Genomic DNA, 26,943 nt, shown 5'->3' on the forward strand with positions numbered 1-26,943 from the left:
TGGTGCGAGATTTTTCCTGTGAGGATTTGAACTGATCACAGGATGGTCACTAAGGTCGGGCCTCGAACCTTCGCACGGTTGATCACCCATCCGGGGTGGCAGTGAAGGAACCGCCGAGGCCGTGACGTGCACGGAGCTGGGGATTCACCGTCCCCCGTAACCCGGTAGGCGGCTCAAGGAAGAAGGAGCTCGCCTTCGTGGGGTCCCACCGTCGTCCCAAGCAACCGAGCCGCGCTCGCGTGACCGTGCTCGGCGTGACTGCCGCCGCGGCAGTGGCCCTGACCTCCCAGGCCGCCCACGCCGACCCGAAGCCGACCAAGAGCGAGGTCAAGGAGAAGGTCGACAAGCTCTACGAAGAGGCGGAGAAGGCCACCGAGCAGTTCAGCCTGGCCAAGGAGAAGCAGGACAAGCTCCAGAAGCAGATCGACGCGATCCAGGACAAGGTCGCCCGCGGTCAGCAGGAGCTCAACAACCTCCGCTCCGGCCTCGGTTCCCTCGCCGCCGCGCAGTACCGCTCCGGAGGCATCGACCCCTCCGTCCAGCTCTTCCTCGCCTCGGACCCGGACAGCTTCCTGGACCAGGCCTCCGCGCTCGACCAGTTGACGGCCAAGCAGGCAGAGTCGCTGGCGAAGATCCAGGAGAAGCAGCGGTCCCTCGCGCAGGAGCGCAAGGAGGCCCAGGACAAGCTGGCCGACCTCGCGGACGTCCGCAAGACGCTCGGTGAGAAGAAGAAGAAGCAGCAGGGCAAGCTCACCGAGGCGCGCCAGCTGCTCAACACCCTCACCCAGGCCGAGCGCGACAAGATGCGGGCGGACGACCAGCGCGCCAGCCGTGCCGCCAGTGAGCGGATCGACCTCGGCAACGAGGCCCCCGCCTCGGGGCTGGGTGCCGCCGCGCTCCAGGCAGCCGCCACCCAGATCGGCAAGCCCTATTCCCCCGCTCAGGCCGGTCCCAACTCCTACGACTGCTCGGGCCTGACGATGTGGGCCTACGCCCAGGCCGGTGCCAACATCACCCGCACCACGTACACCCAGATCAATCAGGGCACCCGGATCGGGATGAGCCAGCTGAGGCCGGGCGACCTCGTCTTCTTCAACGGCAACCAGCACGTGGGCCTCTACGCAGGCAACAACACCGTGCTGCACGCCCCGCGCTCGGGGACGTTCGTCCGTTACGAGTCGATGAGCACCATCGGCAGCTTCTACGGCGCGGTGCGCATCTGACCACGCCCGAACGGGCGAATTCCCGCGCCCCGTACTGACAGCCGCCCCGCCGGAGACCACAGGTCACCGGCGGGGCGTCACTGTGTGTGCCTCCCGTCCGACCGGCGCGGTCTTTGTCCGCTCCGTGATCGCGCGACTACTGTCTGCCTGCTGTGCAGCTCCCGTGTATCGGTCCGCCCACCCCGGGTGGCAGGGGCTGCGCACGTCTGCGTACAGCGGAAGGGAGTGCGGCGTCCTGTGGTGTCCCATCGCCGTTCCACACAGCCCGGCACGAGCCGGAGCGTCCGGGTGACCGTGATGTCGGCTGCGGCGGCGACCGCCGCTGCGGCGCTCGGCGCGGCCACCGCGAACGCCGAGCCGCAGGACACGCCGCGGACCGCCGGTGCCCGGGTCGACCGCCTCTTCGCCGAGGCGGAGCGGGCGACCGAGCACTACAACGAGGCCGGCGAGAACGTCGTACGGCTGCGTGGCGAGGTGAGCCGGGCGCAGGAGCGGGCGGCCCGGGGCCAGGAGCGCGTCAACCTGATGCGTACGGAGATCGGCTCGGCCGCCCGCGAGCAGTACCGGGCCGGTGGCCTCGATCCCTCGCTCACCCTGCTGTTCTCGTCCGACCCCGACAGCTATCTCGACCGTGCCGCGACCCTGGACCGGGTCGACCGCCGCCGAGCCACCGCCCTGGCCGGCCTCCGCAAGGCCCAGCAGGCGCTCGACCAGACGCGCGCGGAGGCTGCCCGCTCGCTCGCCGGCCTGGAGCGCAACCGTGCGGCCGTCAGCCGTCACAAGCGCACCGTCGAGCGCAAGCTCCGTCAGGCCAGGGAACTGCTGAGGAAGCTGCCCGGGGCCGAGCGGTCCGCCTTCGAGCGGGCCTCGCGCACCGGCCGTGAGGACGGGGCCGCGGGACCGGCGGCGGGACTGCCGGCTGGTTCGGCCCGAGCGGCTGCGGCCGTCATGGCCGTGCAGCAGGCGCTGGGCCGCCCCTACGTCTGGGGTGCGAACGGACCCTCCGGATTCGACTGTTCCGGCCTGATGCAGTGGGCGTACGCCCAGGCCGGGGTCAGCCTGCCCCGCACCTCGCAGGCCCAGCGGTACGCCGGCCGCATGGTGCCCCTCTCCGAGGCCCGCCCCGGCGACCTCGTCACCTACCGCGCGGACGCCAGCCACATCGGGATGTACGTGGGGAACGGCCAGGTGATCCACGCCCCGTACCCGGGAGCCCCGGTCCGCTACGACCCCGTCGGCATGATGCCGGTCTCCTCGGTCACCCGGGTCTGACCCCGGCACTGATCCACCGGGTACCCCGGAACAACCCTTACCCTCGGTCCTGTGGCTGATCAGGGGCGTACCGCGGAGCGGACACGCGGCGCGCGACGGCGCGGTGCGGGCGCCGCGCTCGCCGCGTTGCTGTGCGCGGCCGCCTGCGCGGCTCCGGCCGACGAGGCCCCCGACACCACCGCCCGCGACATCCACGCCACGCTGGACCGACGGGCCGCAGCCGTGCTGCACCACGACGTGGACGCCTACGTCGCCGTCGTGGACCCGGACGCCACCGCGCTGCGGAGCGCGCAGCGCAAGGAGTTCGGCCACCTCGCCGACGTACCGCTCGGCACCTGGACGTACCGGGTGACCGACCTCGCCGCGCACGGGGCCGGCCGGGCCACCGCCGACGTGCGGCTCGGCTACCGGATCGAGGGCTACGACAGCGCACCGGTCTTCGTCGACCGGGTGCTCGACCTGGAGCGGGACCCCGCCGACGGCCGCTGGTACCTCACCGCCGACCGGGCGGCCGACGGCGGGGGCAGGCAGCTCTGGGAGCAGGGTGACGTCGAGGTGGTGCGCGGCACGTACAGCCTGGTGCTGGGGGTCGACCGGTCCCGGGACGAGCTGCGGGGGATCGCCGCCACCGCGGACCGGGCCGTGCCCGACGTCTCCGCCGCCTGGCCGGAGCACTGGGCGGGGCGCGTGGTGGTGCTGGTGCCCGGCACCGTGACGGACATGGCGGAGCTGCTCGGATCGCCCGCCGCGAACTACCGGGGCATAGCGGCCGTCACGACCGGCGAGACCGGCGGCTCGGGGAAGGCGCCCGCCGACCGGGTGATCGTCAACCCGGAGGCGTACGCCATGCTCGGCGCCTTCGGACAGCGCGTCGTCCTCACCCACGAGACCACCCATGTGGCCACCCGTACCGACACCTCCGCCGCCACTCCGGCCTGGCTCTCCGAGGGCTTCGCGGACTGGGCCGCCTACCGGGACGGGGGGCGCACCGCCGCCGAGATCGCGCCGGAACTGGGCGACGCCGTCCGCGGCGGCGACATGCCCGCCGCACTGCCCACGGACGAGGACTTCGGCTTCGCCGGCGACCCGAACCGTCTGGCGAGGGCGTACGAGGGCGGCTGGCTGGCCTGCGAGCTCATCGCCGACCACTGGGGCGAGGAGAAGCTGTTCGCCTTCTACCGGGCCGTCGGGGGGCACTCAGGACGGGACGGAGCGGTCGAGCAGGCCCTGCACGAAGTGCTCGGCACGACTCCGCAGGACTTCACGACGCGCTGGCGGGAGTATCTGGAGAGCCGGCTCGGCTGAGCGGTGCCTCCGCGGGTGCCCTGCCGGCGGGGAGCGGGCCGGCAGGAAGGCGCACGGTCTCCTGCCACAGCCGCGCGCACGCGAGCAGGGACGCCGCCACCAGCAGCCCGTTGCGCAGGAACATCAGGGTCACGCCCGTCGCGTCGCTGCTCACCACATGGCCGAAGCCGAGCGGGAACTCCAGCTGGGTGACGCCGGTCGCCACCAGCACCAGCGCGGACGGCCAGGCCATCCGGCTCTCCCGGAAGACCAGGCACACCGCGGCCAGCCCCACCAGCCACAGCATGTACTGGGGACTGATCACCCGGCTCGTGGTGGTGAACAGCAGCACCGCCGTGAACGCCGCGTCCGCCGTCGTGCTCACCCCGAACGTACGGGCCCGCATGCGCCACACCAGCAGCCAGCCGAACGCGAGCACACTCAGCCCCAGGGAGAGGGTGCTCACCAGCGGCACGTGCGGCCCCAGGAACTCCAGCGAGCCGTAGTGCAGCTCCACCCGGCCCTGCCAGCCGAACTGCCGCGCCACATGGAAGACGAGCGCCCCCAGCGACTCGACCTCGGTGCCCCGGTCCCGCTGGAAGCCCACGAACGCCAGCGCGCCGGGCGCCGCCGCGGTGCACAGCACCAGCAGCCCCAGGGCCACCCCGGCCGCCGTCGTCCACGCCAGGCGGCTACGGCGGCCGCGGGCGGTACCGGCGAGCAGCAGCACCGGCCACACCTTCAGCAGCGCCCCGAACGCGGCCAGGGCCCCCAGCGCCCGCGGATGCCGGACCCCGGCCAGCAGCGCGGCCACCGCGACGGCCGTCACCATCACGTCGTACCGGGCGTACGCGGTCGTGCCGAGCAGCGGCACCCCCGCCACCCACACCCAGGCACCCGCATACCGCCGGCGGGCGCCACGGCCCGCGTACAGCAGCAGGCCCAGCACCAGCGCGTCGCACAGGAAGGCCAGGACGAAGAAGGCCGAGGCGTAGTCCAGGAAGGGCAGCAGGGCGGGGGAGAGGATCGCGAGCGCCGCGACCGGCGGGTACTGCCAGGTGATGTCGGACTGCGGGTAGCTGCCCGACCTCAGCACGTCGAACCAGCCGTGGTAGATCACCGACACGTCGCTCGTCACGTCCGGGCCGGGCAGCGTGACCACCTTGACGAGGCAGAGCAGGAGCAGGGACCTGGTGAGTGCCCACACCGCGAAGACTGCCGGCCGTGTGCCGCCCGAACCCGTCATGACCCGCCCTCACCTTTTCCTTGCCGACGAGGTGCCATGATGCCCGCCCCCGCTGTGCGAGAGCCATGAGGCGGGGCCGCCCGGTACTGTCGGCGGCGATGGACAAGACCTTGATCGTGACCAATGACTTCCCGCCCCGCCCCGGTGGCATCCAGGCGTTCCTGCACAACATGGCGCTCCGCCTGGACCCCGAACAGGTCGTCGTCTACGCCTCCACCTGGAAGCGCGGCGCCGAGGGTGCGGCGGCCACCGCCGCCTTCGACGCGGAACAGCCCTTCACCGTGGTCCGCGACCGTACGACGATGCTCCTGCCGACCCCGCGGGTGACCCGGCGCGCCGCCCAGCTGCTGCGCACCCACGGCTGCTCGTCCGTGTGGTTCGGCGCCGCCGCCCCGCTCGGGCTGATGGCACCGGCCCTGCGCCGGGCCGGAGCCCGCCGGCTGGTCGCCACCACGCACGGGCACGAGGCAGGCTGGGCCCAGCTGCCCGCCTCCCGCCGGCTGCTGCGGCGGATCGGCGAGGGCACGGACACGATCACCTACCTCGGCGAGTACACCCGGTCCCGGATCGCCGCGGCGCTCACCCCGGCCGCCGCGGACCGCATGGTCCAGCTGCCGCCGGGCGTCGACGAGAAGACCTTCCACCCGGACTCCGGCGGCGACCTCGTCAGGGCCCGGCTCGGGCTCACCGACCGGCCGGTCGTCGTCTGCGTGTCCCGGCTGGTGCCCCGCAAGGGCCAGGACACCCTGATCCTCGCGATGCCGGCGATCCTGGCCGAGGTGCCCGATGCCGTCCTGCTGATCGTCGGCGGCGGACCGTACGCCGGCGAGCTGGAGAAGCTGGCCGCACAGACCGGGGTGCGGGACTCCGTGCGGTTCACCGGTCCGGTGCCCTGGGAGGAGCTGCCCGCGCACTACGGGGCCGGTGACGTCTTCGCGATGCCGTGCCGCACCCGGCGCGGCGGCCTCGACGTGGAGGGCCTCGGGATCGTCTACCTGGAGGCGTCCGCGACCGGGCTGCCGGTCGTGGCGGGCGACTCGGGCGGGGCCCCGGACGCGGTGCTCGACGGCGAGACGGGGTGGGTGGTGCGCGGCGGCTCGGCCGAGGAGTCGGCGGAGCGGATCGTCCTGCTGCTCGGCGACGCGGAGCTGCGGCAGCGCATGGGGGAGCGGGGCCGGGCCTGGGTCGAGGAGAAGTGGCGCTGGGACCTGCTGGCGGAGCGGCTCAGGGCGCTGCTCTGAGCGCGGAAGGGGCCCGCACCGGAAGTGGTGCGGGCCCCTTCTTCGTACGCGCCGGACGGATCAGCCGCGGTAGATCGACTCCACCTCGTCCGCGAAGTCCTTCGCCACCACATTCCGCTTCAGCTTCAGCGACGGCGTGATGTGGCCCGCCTCCTCGGTGAACTGGGCAGCCAGGATGCGGAACTTGCGTACGGACTCCGCCTTGGAAACCGCGGCGTTGCCGTCGTCGATCGCGCGCTGCACCTCGGCCAGCAACTCCGGGTCCTCGCGCAGCGACAGGGGGGTCGAGCCGACGGGCTTGCCGTGCTCCTCGGCCCAGTGGCCCAGGAACTCCTCGTCCAGCGTCACCAGGGCGCCCACGAACGGACGGCCGTCGCCGACGACCATGCACTCCGCCACCAGGGCGTGCCCGCGGATGCGGTCCTCGATGACGGCGGGAGCGACGTTCTTGCCGCCCGCCGTGACGATGATCTCCTTCTTGCGGCCGGTGATGGCGAGGTAGCCGTCCTCGTCGAGGGTGCCGATGTCGCCGGTGTGGAACCAGCCGTCGGCCAGTGCCTCGGCCGTGGCCGCCTCGTTGTTCCAGTAGCCGGCGAACAGGTGCTCGCCGTGCAGCAGCACCTCGCCGTCGTCGGCGATGCGCACGACGGAGCCGGGCAGCGGCTGGCCGACCGTACCGATCTTCTGCCGGTCCCACGGGTTGAAGGCGGTGGCGGCACACGTCTCGGTCAGGCCGTAGCCCTCCAGGACGGTGAAGCCGATGCCGCGGTAGAAGTGGCCGAGCCGCTCGCCCAGGGGGGCGCCGCCGGAGATCGCGTACTCACCGCGGCCGCCGAGCACGGCCCGCAGCTTGCTGTAGACCAGCCGGTCGAACACCTTGTGCTTGAACTTCAGGCCCACCGACGGCCCCTGCGGGGTGCCCAGCGCGCGACTGTAGGCGATCGCCGTGTTCGCGGCCTTGTCGAAGATCTTTCCCTTGCCGTCGGCCTGCGCCTTGGCCCGCGCCGAGTTGTAGACCTTCTCGAAGACCCGCGGCACCCCGAGGATCAAGGTCGGCCGGAACGCGGCCAGTTCGTCGGTCAGGTTCTTGATGTCCGGTACACAGCCGAGCTTGATCGGCGCCATCACGGAGGCGACCTCGACCAGCCGGCCGAAGACGTGCGCGGCGGGCAGGAAGAGCAGCACGGAGCACTCGCCGGTACGGAACAGCGGCTTGAGACGCTCCACCACGTTCCCGCACTCCGCGAAGAAGCTGCGGTGTGTCAGCACACAACCCTTGGGCCGGCCGGTCGTGCCCGAGGTGTAGACGATGGTGGCCGGATCGTCGGCCTTGGCACTCACGCTGCGCAGATCCACGGTCTCCTCGGAGACGCCCGCGCCCGAAGCCGTCAGCGCGTCGACGGCGCCCTTGTCGATCTGCCACACATGGCGCAGTCCGGGCAGCCGGTCGCGGACCGAGGCGACGGCCTCCGCGTGGGCGTCGCTCTCCACCAGGACCGCGACGGCGCCCGAGTCGCCGAGGATCCACTGGACCTGCTCGGGCGAGCTCGTCTCGTACACCGGCACGGTGACGGCGCCCGCGCTCCAGATCGCGAAGTCCAGCTGCACCCACTCGTAGCGGGTGCGGGACATCAGGGCGACCCGGTCGCCGGGCTCGACACCGGCGGCGATCAGTCCCTTGGCGGCGGCTCTGACCTCGGCCAGGAACTGGGTGGCGGTGACGTCCGTCCAGACGCCGGCCACTTTGCGGCTCATCACCGCGACATCGGCATGCTGAGCGGCATTGCGGCGGATGAGATCCGTCAGGTTGCCGTCCGAGGGGACCTCGTACAGGGCCGGAAGGCTGAACTCGCGCAAGACTGCTGCTCCTCATCGGGCTCCGGTGCCACGGCTCTGTGTGACGCACCGGCTGCGGTCCAAGATCGGGGGTGCTCAGTGGGGTGAGCACGATCGGACTGCCCGGACGTTACCCACCGGTACTCGGTTCCGGATAGGGGGTTCAGGCCAGATGTCTTATGCGTCACACATATCGGTGGGCCTCATCCGCACAGTAGTGCACCTCGTTCCACACCCGGAGGTAACCGCAGGTCCGGCCCCCTCTACCCATGCGGACGCCGGGGTCCTAGGGTGATCGTCATGCGAGCAGGACCTGACAGCCGGGGTACGTCCGCCGGACGGCGCACCCGCGTACACGTGGTCAGCGACGTGCACGGGAACGCCGAGGCGCTGGCCCGCGCCGGGGAAGGTGCCGACGCCCTCATCTGCCTGGGTGACCTGGTGCTCTTCCTCGACTACGCGGACCATTCGCGCGGCATCTTCCCCGATCTCTTCGGCGTCGAGAACGCCGACCGGATCGTCGCCCTGCGCACCGAACGCCGCTTCGAGGAGGCCCGGGACTTCGGCCGGGGGCTGTGGGCGGGGACGGACCGCAACGCCGCGATCGTCGGCGCGGTACGCAAGCAGTACGCCGAGATGTTCGCCGCGCTGCCCACCCCGACGTACGCCACCTACGGCAATGTCGACATCCCCGGCCTGTGGCCCGAGTACGCGCGCCCCGGCACCACCGTCCTGGACGGCGACCGCGTGGAGATCGGCGGCCGCGTCTTCGGCTTCGTCGGCGGCGGCCTGCAGACCCCGATGCGCACCCCGTACGAGATCAGCGACGAGGAGTACGCGGCCAAGGTCGAGGCGATCGGCCCGGTCGACGTGCTGTGCACGCACATCCCGCCCGAAGTCCCGGAGCTGACCTACGACACCGTGGCGCGCCGCTTCGAGCGCGGCAGCCGGGCACTGCTCGACGCCATCCGCCGCACCCGGCCCCGGTACTCCGTGTTCGGCCACGTCCACCAGCCGCTGGTCCGCCGGATGCGGATCGGGGACACCGAATGCGTGAACGTCGGCCACTTCGCCTCGACCGGCCGGCCCTGGGCGCTGGAGTGGTGACCGGAGCCCCCGCCCGAACCGGCCGGGCCCTGGGACGAGGCGCGACGCTCACGCGATAGCCTTCTGACGGCAGGCCTCTGCCGACCGACCGGTACACCGCACTGGAGGGCCACAGCGATGGCTGAACACACCAGCTCGAGCATCACGATCGAGGCGGCACCGGCCGACGTCATGGGTGTGATCGCCGACTTCGACCGGTACCCGGAGTGGACCGGCGAGGTCAAGGAGGCCGAGGTGCTCGACACCGACGACCGCGGCCGCGCCGAGAAGGTCCGCCTCGTCCTGGACGCCGGCGCGATCAAGGACGACCACACCCTCGCCTACACCTGGATCGGTGACTACGAGGTCAGCTGGACCCTGGTCAAGTCCCAGATGCTGCGCGCCATCGACGGCTCGTACGCGCTCGCGCCGCTCGGCGACGGCGACCGGACCGAGGTCACCTACCGGCTGACCGTCGACGTCAAGATCCCGATGCTCGGCATGATCAAGCGCAAGGCGGAGAAGGTCATCATCGACCGCGCCCTGGCCGGCCTGAAGAAGCGCGTCGAGTCCGTCCCGAAGGCCTGACCCGTGCGTACGGTCCTGGTCACCGGCCTCGGCGGCGCCGGCCGTACCACCGTCGCGGCGGCCACCGCACTGGCGGGCGCCCGCACCGGCGCCCGCACCCTGCTGATCTCCGCCGACGCCATACCGGGCTTCCCGTCGGCCACCGAGCCCACGCAGGTGACCGACGCGCTGTGGTCCGTCCGGATCGACTCAGGCGCACACTTCCGCAGCGAACTGCTCGCCCTTCAGGACCAGTTGTCCGGCATGCTCGACCTCCTCGGCGGCAACCGCATGGACGGCGAGGAGCTCACCGAACTCCCCGGCAGCGCCGAACTCGCACTGCTGCACTCCCTGCGCCGCGCCGCACGGGACGACTGGTCCCGCGCAGGCTACGACCTCCTCGTCGTCGACCTGCCGCCGCTGCACGAGGCCCTCGCCGTGCTGGCCCTGCCCGGCCAGCTGCGCCGCTACCTTCGCCGGCTGCTGCCCCAGGAACGCCAGGCCGCCCGCGCCCTGCGCCCGATGCTCGCCCAGCTCGCCGGTGTCCCCATGCCCGCCCAGTGGCTTTACGAGGCCGCCGCCCGGCGCGACGCCGAGCTCGCCGAGGTCCAGGCACTGATCGAGGACCGCGCGACCACGCTCCGGCTGGTCGCCGAACCGGGCCCGGCCGCCGAGGACGCCCTGCGCGCCGCCCGCACCGGGCTCGCCCTGCACGGGCTGCGGGTCGACGCGCTGGTGGCCAACCGGGTGCTGCCCCGGCACTCGTCCGACCCCTGGTTCGCGGCGCTCTCCGCGCAGCAGGAGAAGTGCCTCGACCGCTGGCTCGCGGAAGGGCCCGCCGAGGCTCCGCCGCTGCAGGTGCCCCACCTCGGCCGTGACCCGCAGGGCCCCGACGACCTCACGGCCCTCGCGGACGGCCTCCCCGCCCTGTCGCCCGACGTCAGGGACGGCGGCCGCGCCGAGGACCCCTGGTGGATCGAGGAGGCCGGCGCCCCCGAGGGGCAGGACGGCGCCGACGGCATACTCGTCTGGTGCCTGCGCCTGCCCGGCGCCGTCAAGAAGGACCTCCAGCTGGTCCGCCGCGGCAGCGAACTGCTCCTCACCGTCGGGCCGTTCCACCGCATCGTGCCCCTGGAGTCCGCCCTGCGCCGCTGTACCGTCTCCGGCGCGGCCCTCACGGACGGGGTGCTGCGGGTGCGCTTCACACCGGACCCCGCGCTGTGGCCCAGGACGAGCTGAACGGCGTACCCCCGTTCGGGCTCAGGACGAGCTGAACGGCTTACCACCGTTCGGGTACCGTCGTTGGTAGGGGTCCCGGATGCCGGGCCGCCGGCCAACCACGTCGCAGGAGTCCGCCATGAGCGAAGCCACCGATCGTCCCGTCGACGACGACGCGTGGGCACAGGCCTGCGCCGAGGACCTCGCCGCCGAGAAGGCCCGCCGACGCGCCGGCTACGGCCCGCCGCCCGGCTCCGCGGCCGAGGAGCTGCGCAAGCTGGTCGACGCCGTGGCCGACAAGCTCGGCTCCCTTCAGACTCCGCTGTTCGGCGTCGCGGCCCAGGGCGCCGTGCAGCAGGTCATCAAGCAGGCGAAGTCCGCCGTCGAGCCCGTCATCGAACGTAATCCGGACGTTTTCGATCACATCGCGGCGGCCGGGAGCGAACTGCTCGCCGCATACCGCTCCGCGGTCGAGGGCCAGGAACGCCGCTGGACCCAGGGTGCGGGGGACCCCGCAGGCACGGAATCAAAGGCGGAGGACCCCACCGACCCTCGTGATGAGGGGCCCGGCGCCGGCGAACACATCGACCTGGACTGACCGGCGCCGACCGGGCGGGGCCCCGCCTCGGGTACGGTTGCCTCAGCGGGGCTCGACCGAAACTGAGGGATTCATGGGACTCACCATCGGCGTCGATATCGGCGGCACGAAGATCGCAGCTGGAGTGGTGGACGAAGAGGGCCACATCCTCTCGACCTTCAAGGTGTCGACCCCGCCGACGGCCGAAGGCATCGTGGACGCCATCGCGGCGGCGGTGTCCGGCGCGAGCGAGGGGCACCCGGTCGAGGCCGTCGGCATCGGCGCGGCCGGATACGTCGACGACAAGCGGGCCACGGTGCTGTTCGCGCCGAACATCAACTGGCGGCACGAGCCGCTGAAGGACAAGGTCGAGCAGCGCGTCGGCCTCCCCGTGGTCGTGGAGAACGACGCCAACGCGGCAGCCTGGGGCGAGTACCGCTTCGGCGCCGGCCAGGGCCACGAGGACGTCATCTGCATCACGCTGGGCACCGGCCTCGGCGGCGGCATCATCATCGGCAACAAGCTGCGCCGCGGACGCTTCGGCGTGGCCGCCGAGTTCGGCCACATCCGGGTCGTCCCGGACGGGCTCCTCTGCGGCTGCGGCAGCCAGGGCTGCTGGGAGCAGTACGCCTCCGGCCGAGCCCTTGTCCGGTACGCGAAGCAGCGCGCCAACGCCACCCCCGAGAACGCCACGATCCTGCTCGCGCTGGGCGACGGCACGGTCGAGGGCATCGAGGGCAAGCACATCAGCGAGGCCGCCCGTCAGGGCTGCCCGGTGGCCGTCGACTCGTTCCGTGAGCTGGCCCGCTGGGCCGGCGCCGGACTGGCCGACCTCGCCTCGCTCTTCGACCCGTCCGCCTTCATCGTCGGCGGCGGCGTCTCGGACGAGGGCGAGCTGGTCCTCGACCCGATCCGCAAGTCGTTCCGGCGCTGGCTGATCGGCGGCGAGTGGCGCCCGCACGCACAGGTGCTCGCGGCCCAACTGGGCGGCAAGGCCGGGCTGGTGGGCGCGGCGGACCTGGCCCGGCAGGGCTGATCCGACCGCACACGGACACGCCGGACGCCCGTCGCACCCCGGGGGCGCGTCCGCGAAGAACCACCGGCCGCCCGAGGGCCGGCCGGACGAACTTCGCGGACACGACCTGGGAGCGGCGGGCGTCCGCCGTATCGTGACCCCCATGGCCATGATGTCGCTGCCAGACTCCCGTACCGAGCAGGACGGCTCGGCCGTCATCAGAGTGCTCAGCTACAACGTCCGGTCGATGCGTGACGACAGCGAGGCGCTCGCCCGGGTCATCCAGGCCTGCGCGCCTGACCTGGTCCTCGTCCAGGAGGCTCCGCGCTTCTTCCGCTGGCGCAAGCGTGCCGCCCGGCTCGCCGCCCGCAGCGACCTGGTGGTCCTCGGCGGCGGTGCCACCGCTGCCGGCCCCCTGCTGCTCTGCTCGCTGCGCTCCACGGTGGAGCGCACCGAGGACGTCCTGCTGCCGCTCACCCCGGGACTGCACCGCAGGGGCTTCGCCACCGCGGTGGTCCGCATCGCGGGCACCCGGATCGGCGTGCTGAGCTGTCACCTGAGCCTGGAGCGCGCAGAACGCCTCGCCCAGGCCGAGCGGCTGCTGGAGACGGTGGACGCTATGGGCGTGGACCACGTCGTCGTGGCCGGCGACCTCAACGACGTACCGAGCGGGCGGGCGTTCCGGCTGCTCGCCGGGCGGTTCCAGGACTGCTGGGAGGTACGGCCCCGGGGCGGCGAGTACACCTTCCCGCCGCACGACCCGCGCAAGCGGCTCGATGCCGTCTTCGCGACCGGCGGCATCGAGGTGCTCGGCTGCGGGGTCCCGACGGGACTGCCCGGGGTCCTCGACGCCGACCTGCTGGCGGCGACCGACCACCTCCCGGTGCTGGCCGCGCTCAGGGTGCCCGCGACGACGCCCTGACGTGCGGGCCGGTCAGACCACCGCACCGCGGCCGGGATCGTCGCCGTCCTCGTCGTCGTCCTCCATCCGCGCCACCAGCGTGACGAAACCACCCAGGAAGCCGCCCACACCGACCGTGGTCAGCCACCACGTCATCTCCCACTGGAGCAGCACGGCCAGCAGCAGGAGGATGGGGCCGCCGACCACCGCGAGCCAGGCGAACTTCGCCGTGACGTCGGCCTCCGGCAGCGGTGGCGGCTCCGGCGGAACGAAGTGGCCCTCGCCGCTGTCGTCGTCGGTGTCGCCCTCGGCGGGTGCCGCCGGCTCGTAGTCACGCGGACCGCCGACACCCGGGGCGAAGACCACCGAGCTCCCGAGCGGCTTCTCCGGCGGCTTGGGCGGCCGCTTGTCGATGCCCTTGTCCGGGTCCAGAGCGGTGACGTCGTCCTCCGGGAGTGCGAGGTCCTCGATGGACCGGAAGGGCCTGGCACCCGGCGGGTCCGGCGGCTCCTGCCCGTATCCCTCGACGATCGCCTTCCAGACGGCGTCCTCGTCGACCGGACGTTCGCCCTCCGCCCCACCGGGCGCGGGCGGGGTCTCCGGGACCGGCGCGCTGCCGTCCTCGTCGGGGACCGCCGCTCCCCCGGCGGGGAGCGGCTCGCGCTCCTCCTCGCTGCCTGTGCGCTCCGCGTCGTGCTCAGCCACCGGACGTGCTCCCCTTCTTTCCGACGCTCGGAGCGAGGCGGCCGATGAACGAGTAGCTCTCGTCGAAGATCCGCTCCGCATCGTGGTCCAACGTCGCAACGTGGTAGCTCTGTTCCAGGAGGATCTCCTCGACGTCCGTCGAGGACACCCGGCTCAGGATCCTGGCGGTGTCCGCGGGCGGCACCACATGGTCCTGCGGGCTGTGCAGCAGCAGGATCGGCTGTGTCACCTGGGGCAGTTCGGCGTCCACCAGCCGGAAGAACCTGCGCACCGAGTACGCCGCGTGCAGCGGCACCCGGTCGTAGCCCACCTCGTGGGAACCCTCCAGCGCGATGTCGCTCGCCAGCCCCTTCGTGGTGGGCACCAGATGGCGGACGACCGGCAGGGCGTGTGCCGCGAGGCCGTGCACCTTGTTGGCGGGGTTGACCAGCACCAGACCCCGGACCGCGTCGCCGTGCTTCGCCGCGAGCCGCAGCGAGAGCGCGCCGCCCATGGAGAGACCGAACACGAAGACCTGCTCGCACCGCTCCAGCAGCGCCCGCAGCTCCCGGTCCACCTCCGCGTACCAGTCCTGCCAGCCGGTCACCTGCATGTCTTCCCAGCGCGTTCCGTGCCCGGGCAGCAGCGGCAGGGAGACCGTGAGCCCGCGCTCCGCCAGATAGTCGGCCCAGGGGCGCAGCGACTGCGGGGAGCCGGTGAATCCGTGACAGAGGAGGACGCCGACCTCTCCGCCCTCGTGGCGGAACGGCTCGGCTCCAGGAAGGACCGGCACCGGGGTCTCCTGTTCGTGAGGCTCGAAAGGGGAGCGAAAAGGGGGAGTGCAGAAGGATTACTTCACCGTACGCGACCGGGCCGACACCGACCAGGGCCGTCACCGGCCGGGGGCGGTGCGCACCCCGCCCGTGCCGGGAAGGAGCAGGGACGGCCGAATGCCTTAAGGTCTGTCGGACAGCACACAGGAGGCACCCGAGTTGATCTACGGCGCTATGAAGTTCTCCATCGGCGGGTCTCTGAAGCTCGCCTTCAGGCCGTGGGTGGAGGGCCTGGAGAACATTCCCGCGCAGGGACCCGCGATCCTCGCCAGCAACCATCTGTCGTTCTCCGACTCCTTCTTCCTGCCTGCCGTCCTGGACCGCAAGGTCACCTTCATCGCCAAGTCCGAGTACTTCACCGCGCCGGGGGTCAAGGGGAAGCTCACCGCCGCCTTCTTCAAGGGCGTCGGACAGCTCCCGGTGGACCGCTCGGGCGCCCGCGGGGCCGGTGAGGCCGCGATCAAGGCCGGCATCGAGGTCATCGAGAGCGGCGGTCTGTTCGGCATCTACCCGGAGGGCACCCGGTCACCCGACGGCCGCCTCTACCGGGGCAAGCCCGGCGGCCTCGCCCGGGTGGCGCTCGCCACCGGTGCGCCGGTCATCCCCGTCGCGATGATCGACACGGAGAAGATCCAGCCGCCCGGCCAGGTGATGCCCAAGCTGATGCGCCCGGGGATCAGGATCGGCAAGCCGCTCGACTTCAGCCGCTACCACGGCATGGACGGCGACCGCTTCATCCTGCGCTCGGTCACCGACGAGGTCATGTACGAGATCATGAAGCTCTCCGGCCAGGAGTACGTCGACATCTACGCGACCGCCGCCAAGCGGCAGCTCGCCGACGAGGCGAAGCACCGGGCGGAGGCCGCCAAGAAGGCCGCTGCCGGCGGGCGGGACGAGCGGGACACGGACTCCGGCAGCGCCTGAGCGCGCGACGGGGTCCGTCCGGGGGTGGGGGAGAAGAAGATGGCCAAACGTGTCCGGGTCGTGAGGATGTCGGTCGAGCAGCCGCTGTGGCGTGCCCTGACCGCGTACCGCATCCTCACGATGCTCTACGCGATCCTGCTCGCCGTCTTCGGACGCGAGAAGTACGAGCGGCCGGAGGTGGCCATCGCCTTCCTGGCGGTCATGGCCGTGTGGACGCTCGCCACCCTGCCGAAGGTCGGGGGCGCCGCAGCCTGCACCAAGCGCTTCCTGGGCGCGGACCTCACGCTCGCGCTCATCGGCATTCTCATCACCCCGCTCGCCGACTTCCAGGCCCAGCACGTCGACGGTCCGACCCTGCCGTCCATCTGGACCGCCGGCTCCGTCCTGGCCTTCGCGATCAAGGGCGGCTGGCGGTGGGCGGCGTTCGCCTCCACCTTCGTCGCGGTCGCCAACCTGATCGAGCGCGGCGAGCCCAGCCGCGACACCCTGCACAACGTCCTGCTGGTCTGGGTCGCCTCCATCGCCATCGGGTACGTCGTCGAGGTCGCCCGCGCCAGTGAGCGCACCCTCGCCCGCGCCCTGGAGATCGAGGCCGCCACCCGGGAGCGGGAACGCCTCGCCCGGGACATCCACGACAGCGTGCTCCAGGTCCTCGCCATGGTGCAGCGACGGGGTACGGCGATCGGTGGCGAGGCCGCCGAACTGGGCCGGATGGCCGGGGAACAGGAGGTCGCTCTGCGCACCCTGGTCTCCAGCGGTCTCGTGCCCCCCACCCGGGTCTCCGAGGACGCGGCCGAGGGTGCCGTGGTGCGGACCGTCGAGACGGACGACGACGAGACCGAGGACCCGGCCGAAATCGACCTCAGGACCCTGCTCGCCCGGCACGCCGGGTCGCGGGTGACCTTCGCGGAGCCCGGCGCACCGGTGCTGCTCACGCCCGCGGCGGCCGGGGAGCTGGCGGCCGCCGTCAGCGCCGCCCTGGACAATGTCCGGGTGCACGCGGGGGAGAGCGCCCAGGCGTGGATCCTCGTCGAGGACTGGCCGGACGAGGTGATCGTCACGGTCCGGGACGACGGGCCCGGCATCCCGGAGGGGCGGCTCGCCCAGGCCGAGGGAGAGGGGCGCCTCGGCGTCGCCCTGTCGATCCGCGGGCGGCTGCGCGACCTGGGCGGCACGGCAGAGCTGATCTCGGTGCCCGGCCAGGGCACCGAGGTCGAGTTGAAGGTTCCGAAGTTGGCACGGGGGAAGGCGGGTTCAGTCCGATGAGCGCAGCAACCGAAGAGGGCGCGGGGCAGCAGCGGCCCATCAGGGTGATGGTCGTCGACGACCACCCGATGTGGCGCGACGCCGTCGCCCGGGACCTCGCCGAGGCCGGCTTCGACGTGGTGGCGACCGCGGGCGACGGCCCGCAGGCCGTGCGCCGGGCCGGGGCCGTCACCCCCGACGTCCTGGTCCTCGATCTCAACCTGCCCGGGATGCCGGGCGTCCAGGTCTGCAAGGAGCTCGTCGGCTCGCAGCCCGGGCTACGGGTCCTGGTGCTCTCCGCGAGCGGCGAGCACGCCGACGTACTGGAAGCGGTCAAGTCGGGCGCCACCGGCTACCTGTTGAAATCGGCGAGCACTCAGGAGCTGACGGAGGCGGTCCGCAGCACCGCGGTCGGCGACCCCGTCTTCACCCCCGGCCTCGCCGGACTCGTACTCGGCGAGTACCGCAGGCTGGCCTCCGAACCCGCACCCGTCGCGTCGAACGAGCCGAAGGCCCCGGAGCTCACCGACCGGGAGACCGAGGTGCTGCGGCTGGTGGCCAAGGGCCTTTCGTACAAGCAGATCGCCGAGCGGCTGGTCATCTCGCACCGCACGGTCCAAAACCACGTCCAGAACACCCTGGGCAAGCTCCAGTTGCACAACAGGGTGGAGCTCGTGCGCTACGCCATAGAGCGAGGGCTCGACGACGCCTGAGATCAGTTCCCGTGCATTGCACGGGAATTGACCGTCCCGCCCATCCCGAAGTGACCTGGATCACCCTTAGCGTGGTGACGAGTGAGCTCACTTCGGCGAAGGGATGCTTCCATGCGTGTCGGAGTACTGACCGGGGGTGGGGACTGCCCCGGGCTCAACGCCGTCATCCGCGCCATCGTCCGCAAGGGCGTGCAGGAGTACGACTACGACTTCATCGGCTTCCGGGACGGCTGGCGGGGGCCGTTGGAGGACGTGACGGTTCCCCTCTCCATCCCGGCGGTGCGCGGCATCCTGCCGCGCGGCGGCACCATCCTCGGATCCTCGCGCACCAATCCGCTGGGTGCCGAGCACGGCATCCGCCGGATCAAGGACAACCTCGCCAAGCACGAGGTCGACGCACTCGTCACGATCGGCGGCGAGGACACCCTCGGCGTTGCGGCCACCCTGTCCGACACGTACGGCGTCCCCTGTGTCGGCGTACCGAAGACCATCGACAACGACCTGTCCGCCACCGACTACACCTTCGGCTTCGACACCGCGGTCTCCATCGCGACCGAGGCCATCGACCGGCTGCACACCACGGCCGAATCACATATGCGGGTCCTCGTCGTCGAGGTGATGGGCCGCCACGCCGGCTGGATAGCGCTCCACTCGGGGCTGGCCGGCGGGGCCAACGTCATCCTCATCCCGGAACAGCGCTTCGACATCGACCAGGTCTGTGCCTGGGTGACCTCCCGGTTCCGGGCGAGCTACGCGCCGATCGTGGTGGTCGCCGAAGGGGCCATGCCCGCCCGGGGCGAGATGGTCCTCAAGGACGGCTCGCACGACTCCTTCGGCCATGTCCGCCTCTCCGGGGTCGGCGAATGGCTGGCCAAGGAGATCGAGCGCCGCACCGGCAAGGAGGCGAGGACCACCGTGCTCGGTCATGTCCAGCGCGGCGGCACCCCCAGCGCCTTCGACCGCTGGCTGGCCACCCGGTTCGGGCTGCACGCCATCGACGCCGTGAAAGACGGCGACTTCGGGAAGATGGTCGCCCTGCGCGGCACGGACATCGTGCGGGTGCCGATCGCCGAGGCGACCGCCAGGCTCAAGACGGTCGACCCGGCGCTCTACGCGGAGGTGGGGGTCTTCTTCGGCTGAGCGGCGCTCCGGGCCGCACGGACTTATATTCGCGATGACCGGCCCCGCGGGGCCCGCTCCCCGAGCGGGCCCCGCACCTCGCCCGCATCAGTCACGGGAGACGTCGTGGAAATCCTGGCATTCGGTGTGCAGTCCGACGAGAAGCCACTGATCGAGAAGGCCTTCGCCGGGAAGCACGAGGTGCGATGCCTGGACGTCTTCCTGAACCGGGACACCGCCCCCATCGCGGCGGGCTACGAGATCATCTCCACCAGCGTCAACGCCGACCTGGGCAGCAAGGTCCTGCAGACCCTCGCGGCCGGCGGCACACAGATGATCGCCCAGCGCTCCACCGGCTTCAACAACATCGATCTGGACGTTGCCGAGCGACTCGCCCTGCGGGTCTCCCGGGTCTCCTGGTACTCGCCCTACTCGGTCGCCGAATTCGCCTGGACCCTCGCCATGGCGGTCAACCGCCGCGTGGTCCGTGCCACGATCCGCACCCGGGACTTCGACTTCCGCCTCGACGGCCTCCTCGGCCGGGACATGCACGGCCGCACGGCCGGCATCATCGGCACCGGCAAGATCGGGGAGGCGTTCACCCGGATCGCCCATGGCTTCGGCATGAACCTGCTCGGCTGGGACGTCGCCGAGAACCCGGCCTGCGTCGAGCTCGGCATGCGGTACGTCGACAAGGAACAGCTCCTCGCCGAGTCCGACCTGATCAGCCTGCACGTCCCACTGATGCCCGCCACCCACCACATCATCGGCAAGGACTCCCTGGCCCACATGAAGGACGACGCGATCCTGATCAACTCCAGCCGCGGCGGACTCATCGACACCAAGGCCCTGGTCGAGGAGTTGCGGGTGGGCCGGCTCCTGGGGGTGGGACTCGACGTGTACGAGGCGGAAGCCGGGCTCTTCTTCCTCGACAAGTCCCTGGAGGGCGTCGACGACGACACCCTGGCCCGCCTCGTCACGTTCCCGAACGTCCTCGTCACCTCGCACCAGGCGTACTACACCGAGGACGCCCTGGGGCAGATCATCGGGGCCACCGTCCAGAACGTCGACGACTACCTGGCAGGCCGCCGCAGCGAGAACGTGCTGGTCCCGGCGGCGCCCGGATCCTGACAACCCTCAGCAGGGCCCGGGCGGCGGCGGGAGCGTCAGCCGCGTACCGGAAGCCCCGCCAGCAGTTCGCCGACGATCGCCGAACCGCGCAGCGTCAGCACCGACTCCGGATGGAACTGCACCGAGGCGAAGCCGTCCCCGCGCAGCGCGTGCAGCTCCCCGGTCGCCGGGTCCAGGCTCGCCTCGATGCCGTGCGCCGCCAGCTCGGTGGCCGTCGCCCCGTCGCACCGCGCGGTGAAGCTGTTGTAGAAGCCGACGGTCTCCGGGCGGCCGAACAGATCGATCCGGGTCTGCGCGCCCTGGTACGGAACGCTCTTGCGGACGATGTCCAGCCCCAGTTCCGCCGCGATCAGCTCATGGCCCAGGCACACCCCGAGCAGCCCGTGCCGGTGATCCCGTACGAGCTCCGCGGCCAGCGTGCGCAACAGCCGCATCTTCGGATCGGCCGCGTCACCCGGATCCCCCGGGCCGGGACCCAGCACGACAGGCCCCTCGTGCGCCGCTACGACCTCGCGCAGCCCCGGCTCGTCGTAGCGGCGCACCGTCACATCGAGGCCCGAGGCGCGCAGCAGATGCCCCAGCATCGAGGTGAACGTGTCCTCACCGTCGACCACCAGCGCATGACCGGACAGGGCGTCGGTGCGCTCCTGCATCCGCAGCCAGAACGGCGCCAGCCCTTCGCGCCTGGCGTCCAGGGCCGCGCGGACCCGGGGGTCGTCGGCCAGCTGCGGCCTCGCCCCCTCGGCCCGGGGCCGTCCGGGCCGCACACCCAGCGCGGTCAGCACACCGGCCGCCTTGGCGTGGGTCTCGGCGACCTCGCTGTCCGGATCGGAGTGGCGCACCAGCGTCGCCCCGACGGGCACCCGCAGCTCGCCCCGGGCCGAGATGTCGGCGGTCCGGATCAGGATCGGCGAGTCCAGCGTCTGCGTTCCGTCGGGCCCCTCGCACACCAGGGCCAGCGCGCCCGCGTAGTAGCCGCGTCCGCCGGACTCGTACCGCTCGATGACCCGGCAGGCGTTCTGCACGGGGGAGCCGGTGACCGTCGCCGCGAACATGGTCTCCTTCAGCACCTCGCGCACATCCAGCGAGGAGCGGCCGCGCAACTCGTACTCCGTGTGCGCGAGATGGGCCATCTCCTTGAGCCGCGGTCCGATCACCACCCCGCCCATGTCGCCCACGGTGCACATCATCTTGAGTTCCTCGTCGACCACCATGGAGAGCTCCTCGGTCTCCTTGCGGTCGTCGAGGAAGGCCAGCAGGCTCTCGGCGGTCGGCCCCTGGGCGGGGTAGCGGTAGGTGCCGCTGATCGGATTCATCACGACGGTCCCGCCGGACATCCGCACGTGCACCTCGGGGCTGGCACCGACCAGCGTCCTGTCCCCGGTGTGTACGACGAACGTCCAGTACGCGCCGCGCTCTCCGGCCAGCAGCCGCCGGAAGAGCGCCAGCGCGTCCGCCCGGCCGAACTCCGGGATCTCGCCCCGGAAGGTCCGCCGGATGACGAAGTTCGCGCCCTCACCCCGGCCGATCTCGTCCTCGATGACCCGCCGCACGGTCCCGGCGTACTCCGCGTCGGACACGTCGAACGCACCGCCCTCGACCCGCACCGCGTGGGCGGGGAGCGCGGCCAGCGTCTCGTCGAGAGGCAGTTCGTACGTCTCGTCCGCGACCAGTACGGACAGCGGTGTCCCGTCGTCACGGACGTCGAAACCACGCTCGGCGATCTGCCGGAACGGGACCAGGGCGAGGGCGGGCTGTTCGCCGACGGGGATGTCGGCGAGCCGCTCGGCCTCCCGTACCCGGCCGATGAGCACCTCGACGGTGTCGTGGTCGTGGCCGGGGGTCCGCCTGCGCAGCAGGGCGAAGGGCGGGCAGTCCTCGCCCAGGAGTCTCTGGACGATCGGGTACGCGGCGGTCTGCGGTGCCATCTGCGGTGTTCCTTCCACTGGGATCAGCTGGGAGGAACGGCCACCGGACATGGGAAAGGCCGCCCCTCGGGCGGCCTCTGCGTCGATGTGTACGCGCGATCAGTGGGCCGCTGGATGAGCGGTCCACCACCAGTTACGGGTCGAGTGCGCGAACATGACCGAACCCTAACCCATGACCCGGCCGCGGAGGGGTCCGTTCCGCCCACCGGGCGGGCCTTGTGTCCGTCTCATCCGTTGAGCACCCGGAAAACGAGTGGACGCGACCCCGTAATGTGGGAGCCGTGACCGTGAACGCCAATACCTCCGTCGCCGGTGGCAACACCTGGCGAGACCTTCCCGCGGCGCAGCAGCCCGAGTACCCCGACTCCGAGGCCCTGCGCGATGTAGTCGCGGACCTCGCGTCGTATCCGCCGCTCGTCTTCGCCGGCGAGTGCGACCAGCTGCGCGCCCGCTTGGGAGCCGTCGCCAAGGGCGAGGCGTTCCTGCTGCAGGGCGGTGACTGCGCCGAGGCCTTCGACGCCGTGTCGGCCGAGCACATCCGCGCCAAGCTGAAGACGCTGCTCCAGATGAGCGCCGTCCTCACCTACGCGGCCTCCGTGCCCGTCGTCAAGGTGGGCCGCATCGCCGGTCAGTACTCCAAGCCGCGCTCCAAGTCGACCGAGACCCGCGACGGCGTGACGCTGCCGACCTACCGCGGCGACTCCGTCAACGGCTTCGCCTTCACCGAGGCCGAGCGCATCCCGGACCCGGACCGGCTGAAGCGGATGTACCACGCGTCCGCCTCCACGCTGAACCTCGTCCGCGCCTTCACCACGGGCGGTTACGCCGACCTGCGCCAGGTGCACGCCTGGAACCAGGACTTCGTGAAGTCGTCCCCGTCCGGCCAGCGCTACGAGGCCCTGGCCCGCGAGATCGACAACGCGCTGAATTTCATGAAGGCCTGCGGTACGGACCCGGCGGAGTTCAAGGCCGTCGAGTTCTACGCGTCGCACGAGGCCCTGCTGCTGGACTACGAGTCGGCGCTGACCCGCGTCGACTCGCGGACCGGGCAGCTGTACGACACCTCGGCCCACATGGTGTGGATCGGTGAGCGCACCCGCCAGATGGACGGCGCGCACATCGAGTTCGCCTCGAAGATCCGCAACCCCATCGGCATCAAGCTCGGTCCGACGACCACCGTCGACGAGGCCCTCGGCTACATCGAGCGCCTCGACCCCGAGCGGGAGCCCGGCCGGCTGACCTTCGTCGTCCGGATGGGCGCCGACAAGGTCCGCGACAAGCTTCCGGAGCTGGTCGAGAAGGTCACCGCCTCGGGCGCGACCGTGGCCTGGGTGACCGACCCGATGCACGGCAACACCTTCGAGGCCGCGTCCGGCCACAAGACCCGCCGCTTCGACGACGTCCTGGACGAGGTCAAGGGCTTCTTCGAGGTGCACAAGGGTCTCGGCACGCACCCCGGGGGTATCCACGTCGAGCTCACCGGTGACGACGTCACCGAGTGCGTCGGGGGCGGCCACGAGATCTTCGTGGACGATCTCCACCAGCGTTACGAGACGGCCTGCGACCCGCGCCTCAACCGCAGCCAGTCGCTGGACCTGGCGTTCCTGGTCGCCGAGATGTACCGGGACCAGTAGGCGTCACCGAGCGTGGCACAGGTACGACTGTGGGGCACGGATCGATGTGATCCGTGCCCCACAGGGCGTTCCGGGGCTTTTGCCGGCCTGGAGCGACAGGTAAGGTTAGGTTAGCCTCACCGATTACCGGGGTGGCGTCCACGATCCATCCCGCGGGAGGTGAACCGCATGTACGTCTGCTCGTGCTTCGGCGTTACGGAGCAGCAGGTCAAGAAGCATGCGGAAAACGGCGCCTGCACGCCGCGCCAGATAGCCTCCGCCTGCAAGGCGGGGACCGACTGCGGCGGCTGCGTCCGCACCATCCAGGCACTGCTCGGCCGCGGCGACTGCCCGCGCCGTGACCTGCTCGACCAGAAGAGGGCGCCGGGTGCCGCGGACCGGGTCACGGCCGACGCCGCTCCCGATGCCGATCAGGGCGTCGCCCCCGGCGTCCGCCCCGTTCCGGGGCCCGTCTCTCTTCCCGAAGCCGCCTGAGCCCGAGCGTGGCGGGCGGGAGTCCGTCGGCGGCCCCTGTGGCGGGTCAGCTCTCCGGCTGCTCGATCAGCTGGGCGATGTAGAGCGGCTCCCCGAGTTTCTCCACCAGTTCCAGCTGGGTGTCGAGATAGTCGATGTGGTGCTCCTCGTCCGCCAGGATCGACTCAAAGATATTTGCGGACGTGATGTCGCCCTTGCCGCGCATGAGCTCGATCCCGCGCTTGAGGCGGTCGATCGCCTCCACCTCGACCTGGCGGTCCGCCTGGAACATCTCGGTGACCGTCTGGCCCACCCGTACATGGAAAAGCCGCTGGTAGTTCGGCAGTCCATCCAGGAAGAGGATGCGGTCGGTCAGGATCTCGGCGTGCTTCATCTCGTCGAAGGACTCGGAGCGCGTGTACTTCGCGAGCTTGGTCCAGCCGAAGTTGTCCTGCATCTTCGCATGCAGGAAGTACTGGTTGATGGCAGTCAATTCGGCGGTCAGCTGTTCGTTCAGGAACTCGAGGACCTCGGGGTCGCCCTGCATCGCAGAGGCTCCTTCCAACCGGTGAACTGGGCAAGTTGGCCGCATCCTCGCATCGGACCCGGGGAGCGTCCAGTAAGTGCATGCTTAGTACGAGTTGCCCGAAACGCCTCTGCCCTGGTCATGACCACCCCTGCCTGTCTGTCACCATGGAGCCATGGGTCAGCCGGAAAGCCGGGAACACCGCGCATCAGAGCAGTCCGAGCTTCCGCCGGGGCAGCGTCTGCAGCGTGGCTGGCCGGTTACCCACTACGGGCCGGTGCCCAAGTTCAAGCCCGACCGCTGGGAGTTCCGCGTCTTCGGGGCCACGGCCGACGGTGAGAAGCGCTGCTGGAACCATCAGGAGTTCTCCGCGCTGCCGTTCTCCTCGGTCGTCGCCGATCTGCACTGCGTGACCAAGTTCAGCATGCTCAGCGCCGAGTGGGGCGGAGTGCTCGCCCGCGACGTCGTGGCGCTCGCGCCGCCCGCGCCGCATGTCACCCATGTGATGGTCTGGGCCGAGTACGGATTCAGCTCCAACCTCCGTCTCGACGACTTCACCTCCGAGCGGACCCTGTTCGCCACCCACAAGGGCGGCGAGCTGCTCACCGCCGAGCACGGCTTCCCGCTCCGGCTCGTCGTGCCGCACCTGTACGCCTGGAAGGGCCCCAAATGGGTCCGGGGCGTCGAGTACATGAGCGCCGATCGCCGCGGCTTCTGGGAGGAGCGCGGCTACCACAACATCGGCGACCCCTGGAAGGAACAGCGCTACTCCTACCAGGAGGAGCCCGGGGACGGCCCCGAGCTCTGAGGCGCCACCGCCCTGCCGTGCCGCCTCAGTGGTGGTACTGGTGCACCACCGCGTGTCCCTTGCCGCGACCGATCATCCACTTGTTCACCGGGGTGGTGACGACGAAGGCGACGGCGAGCGAGATCGCGAGCGCCCCCCAGAACAGGACGTCCGCGAGCGTGGCGTCCATGGCGCCCGGCCACAGGGCGATCACTCCGTTGTCGATCAGTTCCATCACCGCGATGGAGAGCGTGTCGGCCGCGAGCGCGACCCGGAACGCCGTCCTGAAGGCGACGCCCGACTTCAGCACGGACCGCAGCGTCAGCGCGTAGCCGAAGAAGAACGCCAGGACGATCGCGAGAACCATCGTCGCCACGTTGCCCCAGCCGAACGCGGTGCCGATCACCATGCCGAGGATCTCGCCGATGGCGCATCCCGTGAGGCAGTGGAGCGTGGCGCGCGCCGCCATCGCCCAGCTCGCGCCGCCACCCGCGCCGTGGCCGCCGGGATAGGTGTGTTCCGCGTGCTGTGTGTGCTCTGCGTGGTTCTGCATGATGAACCCCCATACCGAGGAGCGGTTCCGGCCGACAGTGGGAACCATATACCCCCCTAGGGTATTCCTCGGGTGTGCGCCCGAGTCAGCCCCGGCCGCGCAGCTCCTTCAGCCGGGCGACGTCCGTCGCGTGGCCCTCCTTGCCGCCGGGCGTCTCGATGACCAGCGGCACGCCGTCGGTGGCCGGGTGCGTGAACAGCTCCCGGAAGGGCTCCTCGCCGATGTGGCCCGACCCGATGTTCTCGTGCCGGTCCTTGTGGGCCCCGGCCACGTCCTTGGAGTCATTTGCGTGGATCAGCTTCAGCCGTCCCTCGCCCACCGTCCTCACCAGCAGGTCCAGGGTCTCCTTCATGCCGGCCGGACCGGCCAGGTCGTGTCCCGCCGCGAAGATGTGGCAGGTGTCGAGGCAGACACCGAGCTTCGGATGCGCGTCGAGCGCGTCGAAGTACGGGCCGAAGTCCCAGGTCCGTGAGCAGAGCGAATATCCCTGCCCCGCGGTCGACTCCAGCAGCAGGAAGGGGTCGTCGTCGTGGGTCAGCTCGTCCAGCAACGGCCGCATGTGCGTACGCACCTGCGCCAGCGCCTCCTCGCGCGGCCGGCCGTTGGTCGCCGAACCGGTGTGCACCACGACGCCCAGTGCGCCGATCTCGCGGGCCCGGCGCAGCGAGTGGCGCAGGGAGTCCACGGACTTCTCCACGGTCGCCGGGGTGTGCGAGCCGAAGTTGATGAGATACGGGGCGTGGACGTACGCCGGTATGGACTCGGCGGCGCACTCGGTGCGGAAGAGCTCGTCCTGCACCGGGTTCCCGGCCGGGGTCGCCCAGCCGCGCGGATTGGCCACGAAGACCTGGACGGCCTCCGCGCCCATCTCGCGTGCGTAGGGCAGGCCGACCTTGGAGAGGCCGCCGGCCACCGGGATGTGGCCGCCGACAGGGTTGCGCATACGG

General features: G+C 71.2%; 27 protein-coding genes. 18 read left to right on the forward strand and 9 right to left on the reverse strand.

Annotated elements, in window-relative coordinates; translation table 11 throughout:
- Positions 1-197: 197 nt before the first annotated feature.
- The 3 genes from OG538_RS26700 (at position 198) to OG538_RS26710 (ending at position 3,800) form a co-directional block, all read left to right on the forward strand.
- Positions 198-1,223 carry an NlpC/P60 family protein gene (locus tag OG538_RS26700; RefSeq protein WP_406097733.1) on the forward strand — a complete coding sequence of 342 codons (1,026 nt, stop codon included), beginning with the start codon at positions 198-200 and terminating at the stop codon, positions 1,221-1,223.
- A gap of 237 nt (positions 1,224-1,460) precedes the next feature.
- Entirely contained in the window at positions 1,461-2,495 is a 1,035-nt protein-coding gene (locus OG538_RS26705) for an NlpC/P60 family protein (RefSeq protein WP_406097735.1), read from the forward strand.
- Positions 2,496-2,546: 51 nt separating this feature from the next.
- Complete coding sequence (locus OG538_RS26710) at positions 2,547-3,800, forward strand: hypothetical protein (protein WP_406097737.1); 1,254 nt, start codon at positions 2,547-2,549, stop codon at positions 3,798-3,800.
- On the opposite strand, the gene OG538_RS26715 is transcribed toward OG538_RS26710, so the two are convergent.
- A complete protein-coding gene (locus tag OG538_RS26715; RefSeq protein ID WP_406097739.1) occupies positions 3,757-5,025 on the reverse strand; it encodes a glycosyltransferase 87 family protein in 1,269 nt (422 codons plus the stop codon). The two genes, OG538_RS26710 and OG538_RS26715, sit on opposite strands and share 44 nt — an antisense overlap.
- A 98-nt stretch (positions 5,026-5,123) precedes the next feature.
- Between OG538_RS26715 and OG538_RS26720 the strand changes: the two genes are divergently transcribed.
- A complete protein-coding gene (locus OG538_RS26720; protein WP_406097741.1) occupies positions 5,124-6,266 on the forward strand; it encodes a glycosyltransferase family 4 protein in 1,143 nt (380 codons plus the stop codon).
- A gap of 60 nt (positions 6,267-6,326) precedes the next feature.
- Here the strand turns inward: OG538_RS26720 and OG538_RS26725 are convergent, their stop codons facing one another.
- Entirely contained in the window at positions 6,327-8,123 is a 1,797-nt protein-coding gene (locus OG538_RS26725) for an AMP-dependent synthetase/ligase (RefSeq protein ID WP_406097743.1), read from the reverse strand.
- 279 nt (positions 8,124-8,402) lie between these two features.
- Between OG538_RS26725 and OG538_RS26730 the strand changes: the two genes are divergently transcribed.
- From OG538_RS26730 to OG538_RS26755, 6 genes are all read left to right on the forward strand, one after another.
- Positions 8,403-9,209: a metallophosphoesterase gene (locus OG538_RS26730; RefSeq protein WP_406097745.1), complete on the forward strand. Its 807-nt coding sequence runs from the start codon at positions 8,403-8,405 to the stop codon at positions 9,207-9,209.
- Between the two features lie 117 nt (positions 9,210-9,326).
- On the forward strand, positions 9,327-9,776 hold the full coding sequence (locus tag OG538_RS26735) for an SRPBCC family protein (protein WP_406097747.1): 450 nt from the start codon (positions 9,327-9,329) through the stop codon (positions 9,774-9,776).
- A gap of 3 nt (positions 9,777-9,779) precedes the next feature.
- Positions 9,780-10,994 carry an ArsA family ATPase gene (locus OG538_RS26740; RefSeq protein ID WP_406097749.1) on the forward strand — a complete coding sequence of 405 codons (1,215 nt, stop codon included), beginning with the start codon at positions 9,780-9,782 and terminating at the stop codon, positions 10,992-10,994.
- 118 nt (positions 10,995-11,112) lie between these two features.
- Positions 11,113-11,571, forward strand: a complete 459-nt coding sequence (locus OG538_RS26745; protein WP_406097751.1) for a DUF5304 domain-containing protein — start codon at positions 11,113-11,115, stop codon at positions 11,569-11,571.
- 73 nt (positions 11,572-11,644) lie between these two features.
- Positions 11,645-12,586 carry an ROK family glucokinase gene (locus OG538_RS26750; protein WP_350998474.1) on the forward strand — a complete coding sequence of 314 codons (942 nt, stop codon included), beginning with the start codon at positions 11,645-11,647 and terminating at the stop codon, positions 12,584-12,586.
- Between the two features lie 142 nt (positions 12,587-12,728).
- Positions 12,729-13,487 carry an endonuclease/exonuclease/phosphatase family protein gene (locus tag OG538_RS26755; protein ID WP_406097753.1) on the forward strand — a complete coding sequence of 253 codons (759 nt, stop codon included), beginning with the start codon at positions 12,729-12,731 and terminating at the stop codon, positions 13,485-13,487.
- 12 nt (positions 13,488-13,499) lie between these two features.
- On the opposite strand, the gene OG538_RS26760 is transcribed toward OG538_RS26755, so the two are convergent.
- Together OG538_RS26760 and OG538_RS26765 are read right to left on the reverse strand one after the other, a co-directional pair.
- Complete coding sequence (locus OG538_RS26760) at positions 13,500-14,171, reverse strand: hypothetical protein (RefSeq protein WP_406097755.1); 672 nt, start codon at positions 14,169-14,171, stop codon at positions 13,500-13,502.
- Positions 14,164-14,943: an alpha/beta hydrolase gene (locus tag OG538_RS26765; protein WP_406097756.1), complete on the reverse strand. Its 780-nt coding sequence runs from the start codon at positions 14,941-14,943 to the stop codon at positions 14,164-14,166. The genes OG538_RS26760 and OG538_RS26765 overlap by 8 nt, the downstream gene beginning before the upstream one ends.
- Positions 14,944-15,157: 214 nt before the next feature.
- Between OG538_RS26765 and OG538_RS26770 the strand changes: the two genes are divergently transcribed.
- From OG538_RS26770 to OG538_RS26790, 5 genes are all read left to right on the forward strand, one after another.
- On the forward strand, positions 15,158-15,907 hold the full coding sequence (locus tag OG538_RS26770) for a lysophospholipid acyltransferase family protein (RefSeq protein ID WP_406100314.1): 750 nt from the start codon (positions 15,158-15,160) through the stop codon (positions 15,905-15,907).
- 39 nt (positions 15,908-15,946) lie between these two features.
- Positions 15,947-17,173 (forward strand): MacS family sensor histidine kinase, encoded by a 1,227-nt coding sequence (gene macS, locus OG538_RS26775; protein ID WP_406097758.1) that lies wholly within the window; start codon positions 15,947-15,949, stop codon positions 17,171-17,173.
- Entirely contained in the window at positions 17,170-17,865 is a 696-nt protein-coding gene (locus tag OG538_RS26780) for a response regulator (RefSeq protein WP_406097760.1), read from the forward strand. The genes macS and OG538_RS26780 overlap by 4 nt, the downstream gene beginning before the upstream one ends.
- Before the next feature lie 111 nt (positions 17,866-17,976).
- Positions 17,977-19,005: a 6-phosphofructokinase gene (locus OG538_RS26785; RefSeq protein ID WP_406097762.1), complete on the forward strand. Its 1,029-nt coding sequence runs from the start codon at positions 17,977-17,979 to the stop codon at positions 19,003-19,005.
- Between the two features lie 105 nt (positions 19,006-19,110).
- Positions 19,111-20,115 (forward strand): 2-hydroxyacid dehydrogenase, encoded by a 1,005-nt coding sequence (locus OG538_RS26790; RefSeq protein WP_406097764.1) that lies wholly within the window; start codon positions 19,111-19,113, stop codon positions 20,113-20,115.
- A gap of 35 nt (positions 20,116-20,150) precedes the next feature.
- Here the strand turns inward: OG538_RS26790 and OG538_RS26795 are convergent, their stop codons facing one another.
- Both OG538_RS26795 and OG538_RS26800 read right to left on the reverse strand, forming a co-directional pair.
- Entirely contained in the window at positions 20,151-22,043 is a 1,893-nt protein-coding gene (locus tag OG538_RS26795; RefSeq protein WP_406097766.1) for an anthranilate synthase family protein, read from the reverse strand.
- Positions 22,044-22,142: 99 nt separating this feature from the next.
- On the reverse strand, positions 22,143-22,199 hold the full coding sequence (locus OG538_RS26800) for a trp operon leader peptide (protein WP_073735655.1): 57 nt from the start codon (positions 22,197-22,199) through the stop codon (positions 22,143-22,145).
- 125 nt (positions 22,200-22,324) lie between these two features.
- Between OG538_RS26800 and OG538_RS26805 the strand changes: the two genes are divergently transcribed.
- Together OG538_RS26805 and OG538_RS26810 are read left to right on the forward strand one after the other, a co-directional pair.
- Positions 22,325-23,677 (forward strand): class II 3-deoxy-7-phosphoheptulonate synthase, encoded by a 1,353-nt coding sequence (locus OG538_RS26805; RefSeq protein ID WP_406097768.1) that lies wholly within the window; start codon positions 22,325-22,327, stop codon positions 23,675-23,677.
- 168 nt (positions 23,678-23,845) lie between these two features.
- Positions 23,846-24,151, forward strand: coding sequence for a bacterioferritin-associated ferredoxin (locus OG538_RS26810; protein ID WP_406097770.1), 306 nt, complete (start codon positions 23,846-23,848; stop codon positions 24,149-24,151).
- Positions 24,152-24,197: 46 nt separating this feature from the next.
- Here OG538_RS26810 and bfr read toward each other — a convergent pair whose 3' ends face one another.
- Entirely contained in the window at positions 24,198-24,677 is a 480-nt protein-coding gene (gene bfr / locus OG538_RS26815) for a bacterioferritin (RefSeq protein ID WP_123470058.1), read from the reverse strand.
- Between the two features lie 154 nt (positions 24,678-24,831).
- Here bfr and OG538_RS26820 point away from each other — a divergent pair, with 154 nt between their 5' ends.
- A complete protein-coding gene (locus OG538_RS26820) occupies positions 24,832-25,464 on the forward strand; it encodes a sulfite oxidase-like oxidoreductase (protein ID WP_406097772.1) in 633 nt (210 codons plus the stop codon).
- A gap of 25 nt (positions 25,465-25,489) precedes the next feature.
- Here the strand turns inward: OG538_RS26820 and OG538_RS26825 are convergent, their stop codons facing one another.
- Entirely contained in the window at positions 25,490-25,996 is a 507-nt protein-coding gene (locus OG538_RS26825) for a DUF4396 domain-containing protein (protein ID WP_406097774.1), read from the reverse strand.
- Positions 25,997-26,081: 85 nt separating this feature from the next.
- Entirely contained in the window at positions 26,082-26,939 is an 858-nt protein-coding gene (locus tag OG538_RS26830) for a deoxyribonuclease IV (protein WP_406097776.1), read from the reverse strand.
- Positions 26,940-26,943: the final 4 nt, after the last annotated feature.

The sequence above is a fragment of the Streptomyces sp. NBC_01013 genome, from assembly GCF_045162765.1.
Taxonomy (GTDB): Bacteria; Actinomycetota; Actinomycetes; order Streptomycetales; family Streptomycetaceae; genus Streptomyces.

What these genes read in the sequence shown, in the direction of transcription:
- OG538_RS26745 (WP_406097751.1), top strand. Translation starts at nt 11,113, where the DNA reads ATGAGCGAAGCCACCGATCGTCCCGTCGACGACGACGCGTGGGCACAG.
- OG538_RS26830 (WP_406097776.1), bottom strand. Translation starts at nt 26,939, where the DNA reads ATGCGCAACCCTGTCGGCGGCCACATCCCGGTGGCCGGCGGCCTCTCC.
- OG538_RS26730 (WP_406097745.1), top strand. Translation starts at nt 8,403, where the DNA reads ATGCGAGCAGGACCTGACAGCCGGGGTACGTCCGCCGGACGGCGCACC.
- OG538_RS26735 (WP_406097747.1), top strand. Translation starts at nt 9,327, where the DNA reads ATGGCTGAACACACCAGCTCGAGCATCACGATCGAGGCGGCACCGGCC.
- OG538_RS26780 (WP_406097760.1), top strand. Translation starts at nt 17,170, where the DNA reads ATGAGCGCAGCAACCGAAGAGGGCGCGGGGCAGCAGCGGCCCATCAGG.
- OG538_RS26795 (WP_406097766.1), bottom strand. Translation starts at nt 22,043, where the DNA reads ATGGCACCGCAGACCGCCGCGTACCCGATCGTCCAGAGACTCCTGGGC.
- OG538_RS26770 (WP_406100314.1), top strand. Translation starts at nt 15,158, where the DNA reads ATGAAGTTCTCCATCGGCGGGTCTCTGAAGCTCGCCTTCAGGCCGTGG.
- OG538_RS26715 (WP_406097739.1), bottom strand. Translation starts at nt 5,025, where the DNA reads ATGACGGGTTCGGGCGGCACACGGCCGGCAGTCTTCGCGGTGTGGGCA.
- OG538_RS26820 (WP_406097772.1), top strand. Translation starts at nt 24,832, where the DNA reads ATGGGTCAGCCGGAAAGCCGGGAACACCGCGCATCAGAGCAGTCCGAG.
- OG538_RS26720 (WP_406097741.1), top strand. Translation starts at nt 5,124, where the DNA reads ATGGACAAGACCTTGATCGTGACCAATGACTTCCCGCCCCGCCCCGGT.
- OG538_RS26755 (WP_406097753.1), top strand. Translation starts at nt 12,729, where the DNA reads ATGGCCATGATGTCGCTGCCAGACTCCCGTACCGAGCAGGACGGCTCG.
- macS (WP_406097758.1), top strand. Translation starts at nt 15,947, where the DNA reads ATGGCCAAACGTGTCCGGGTCGTGAGGATGTCGGTCGAGCAGCCGCTG.
- OG538_RS26750 (WP_350998474.1), top strand. Translation starts at nt 11,645, where the DNA reads ATGGGACTCACCATCGGCGTCGATATCGGCGGCACGAAGATCGCAGCT.
- OG538_RS26825 (WP_406097774.1), bottom strand. Translation starts at nt 25,996, where the DNA reads ATGCAGAACCACGCAGAGCACACACAGCACGCGGAACACACCTATCCC.
- OG538_RS26810 (WP_406097770.1), top strand. Translation starts at nt 23,846, where the DNA reads ATGTACGTCTGCTCGTGCTTCGGCGTTACGGAGCAGCAGGTCAAGAAG.
- bfr (WP_123470058.1), bottom strand. Translation starts at nt 24,677, where the DNA reads ATGCAGGGCGACCCCGAGGTCCTCGAGTTCCTGAACGAACAGCTGACC.
- OG538_RS26785 (WP_406097762.1), top strand. Translation starts at nt 17,977, where the DNA reads ATGCGTGTCGGAGTACTGACCGGGGGTGGGGACTGCCCCGGGCTCAAC.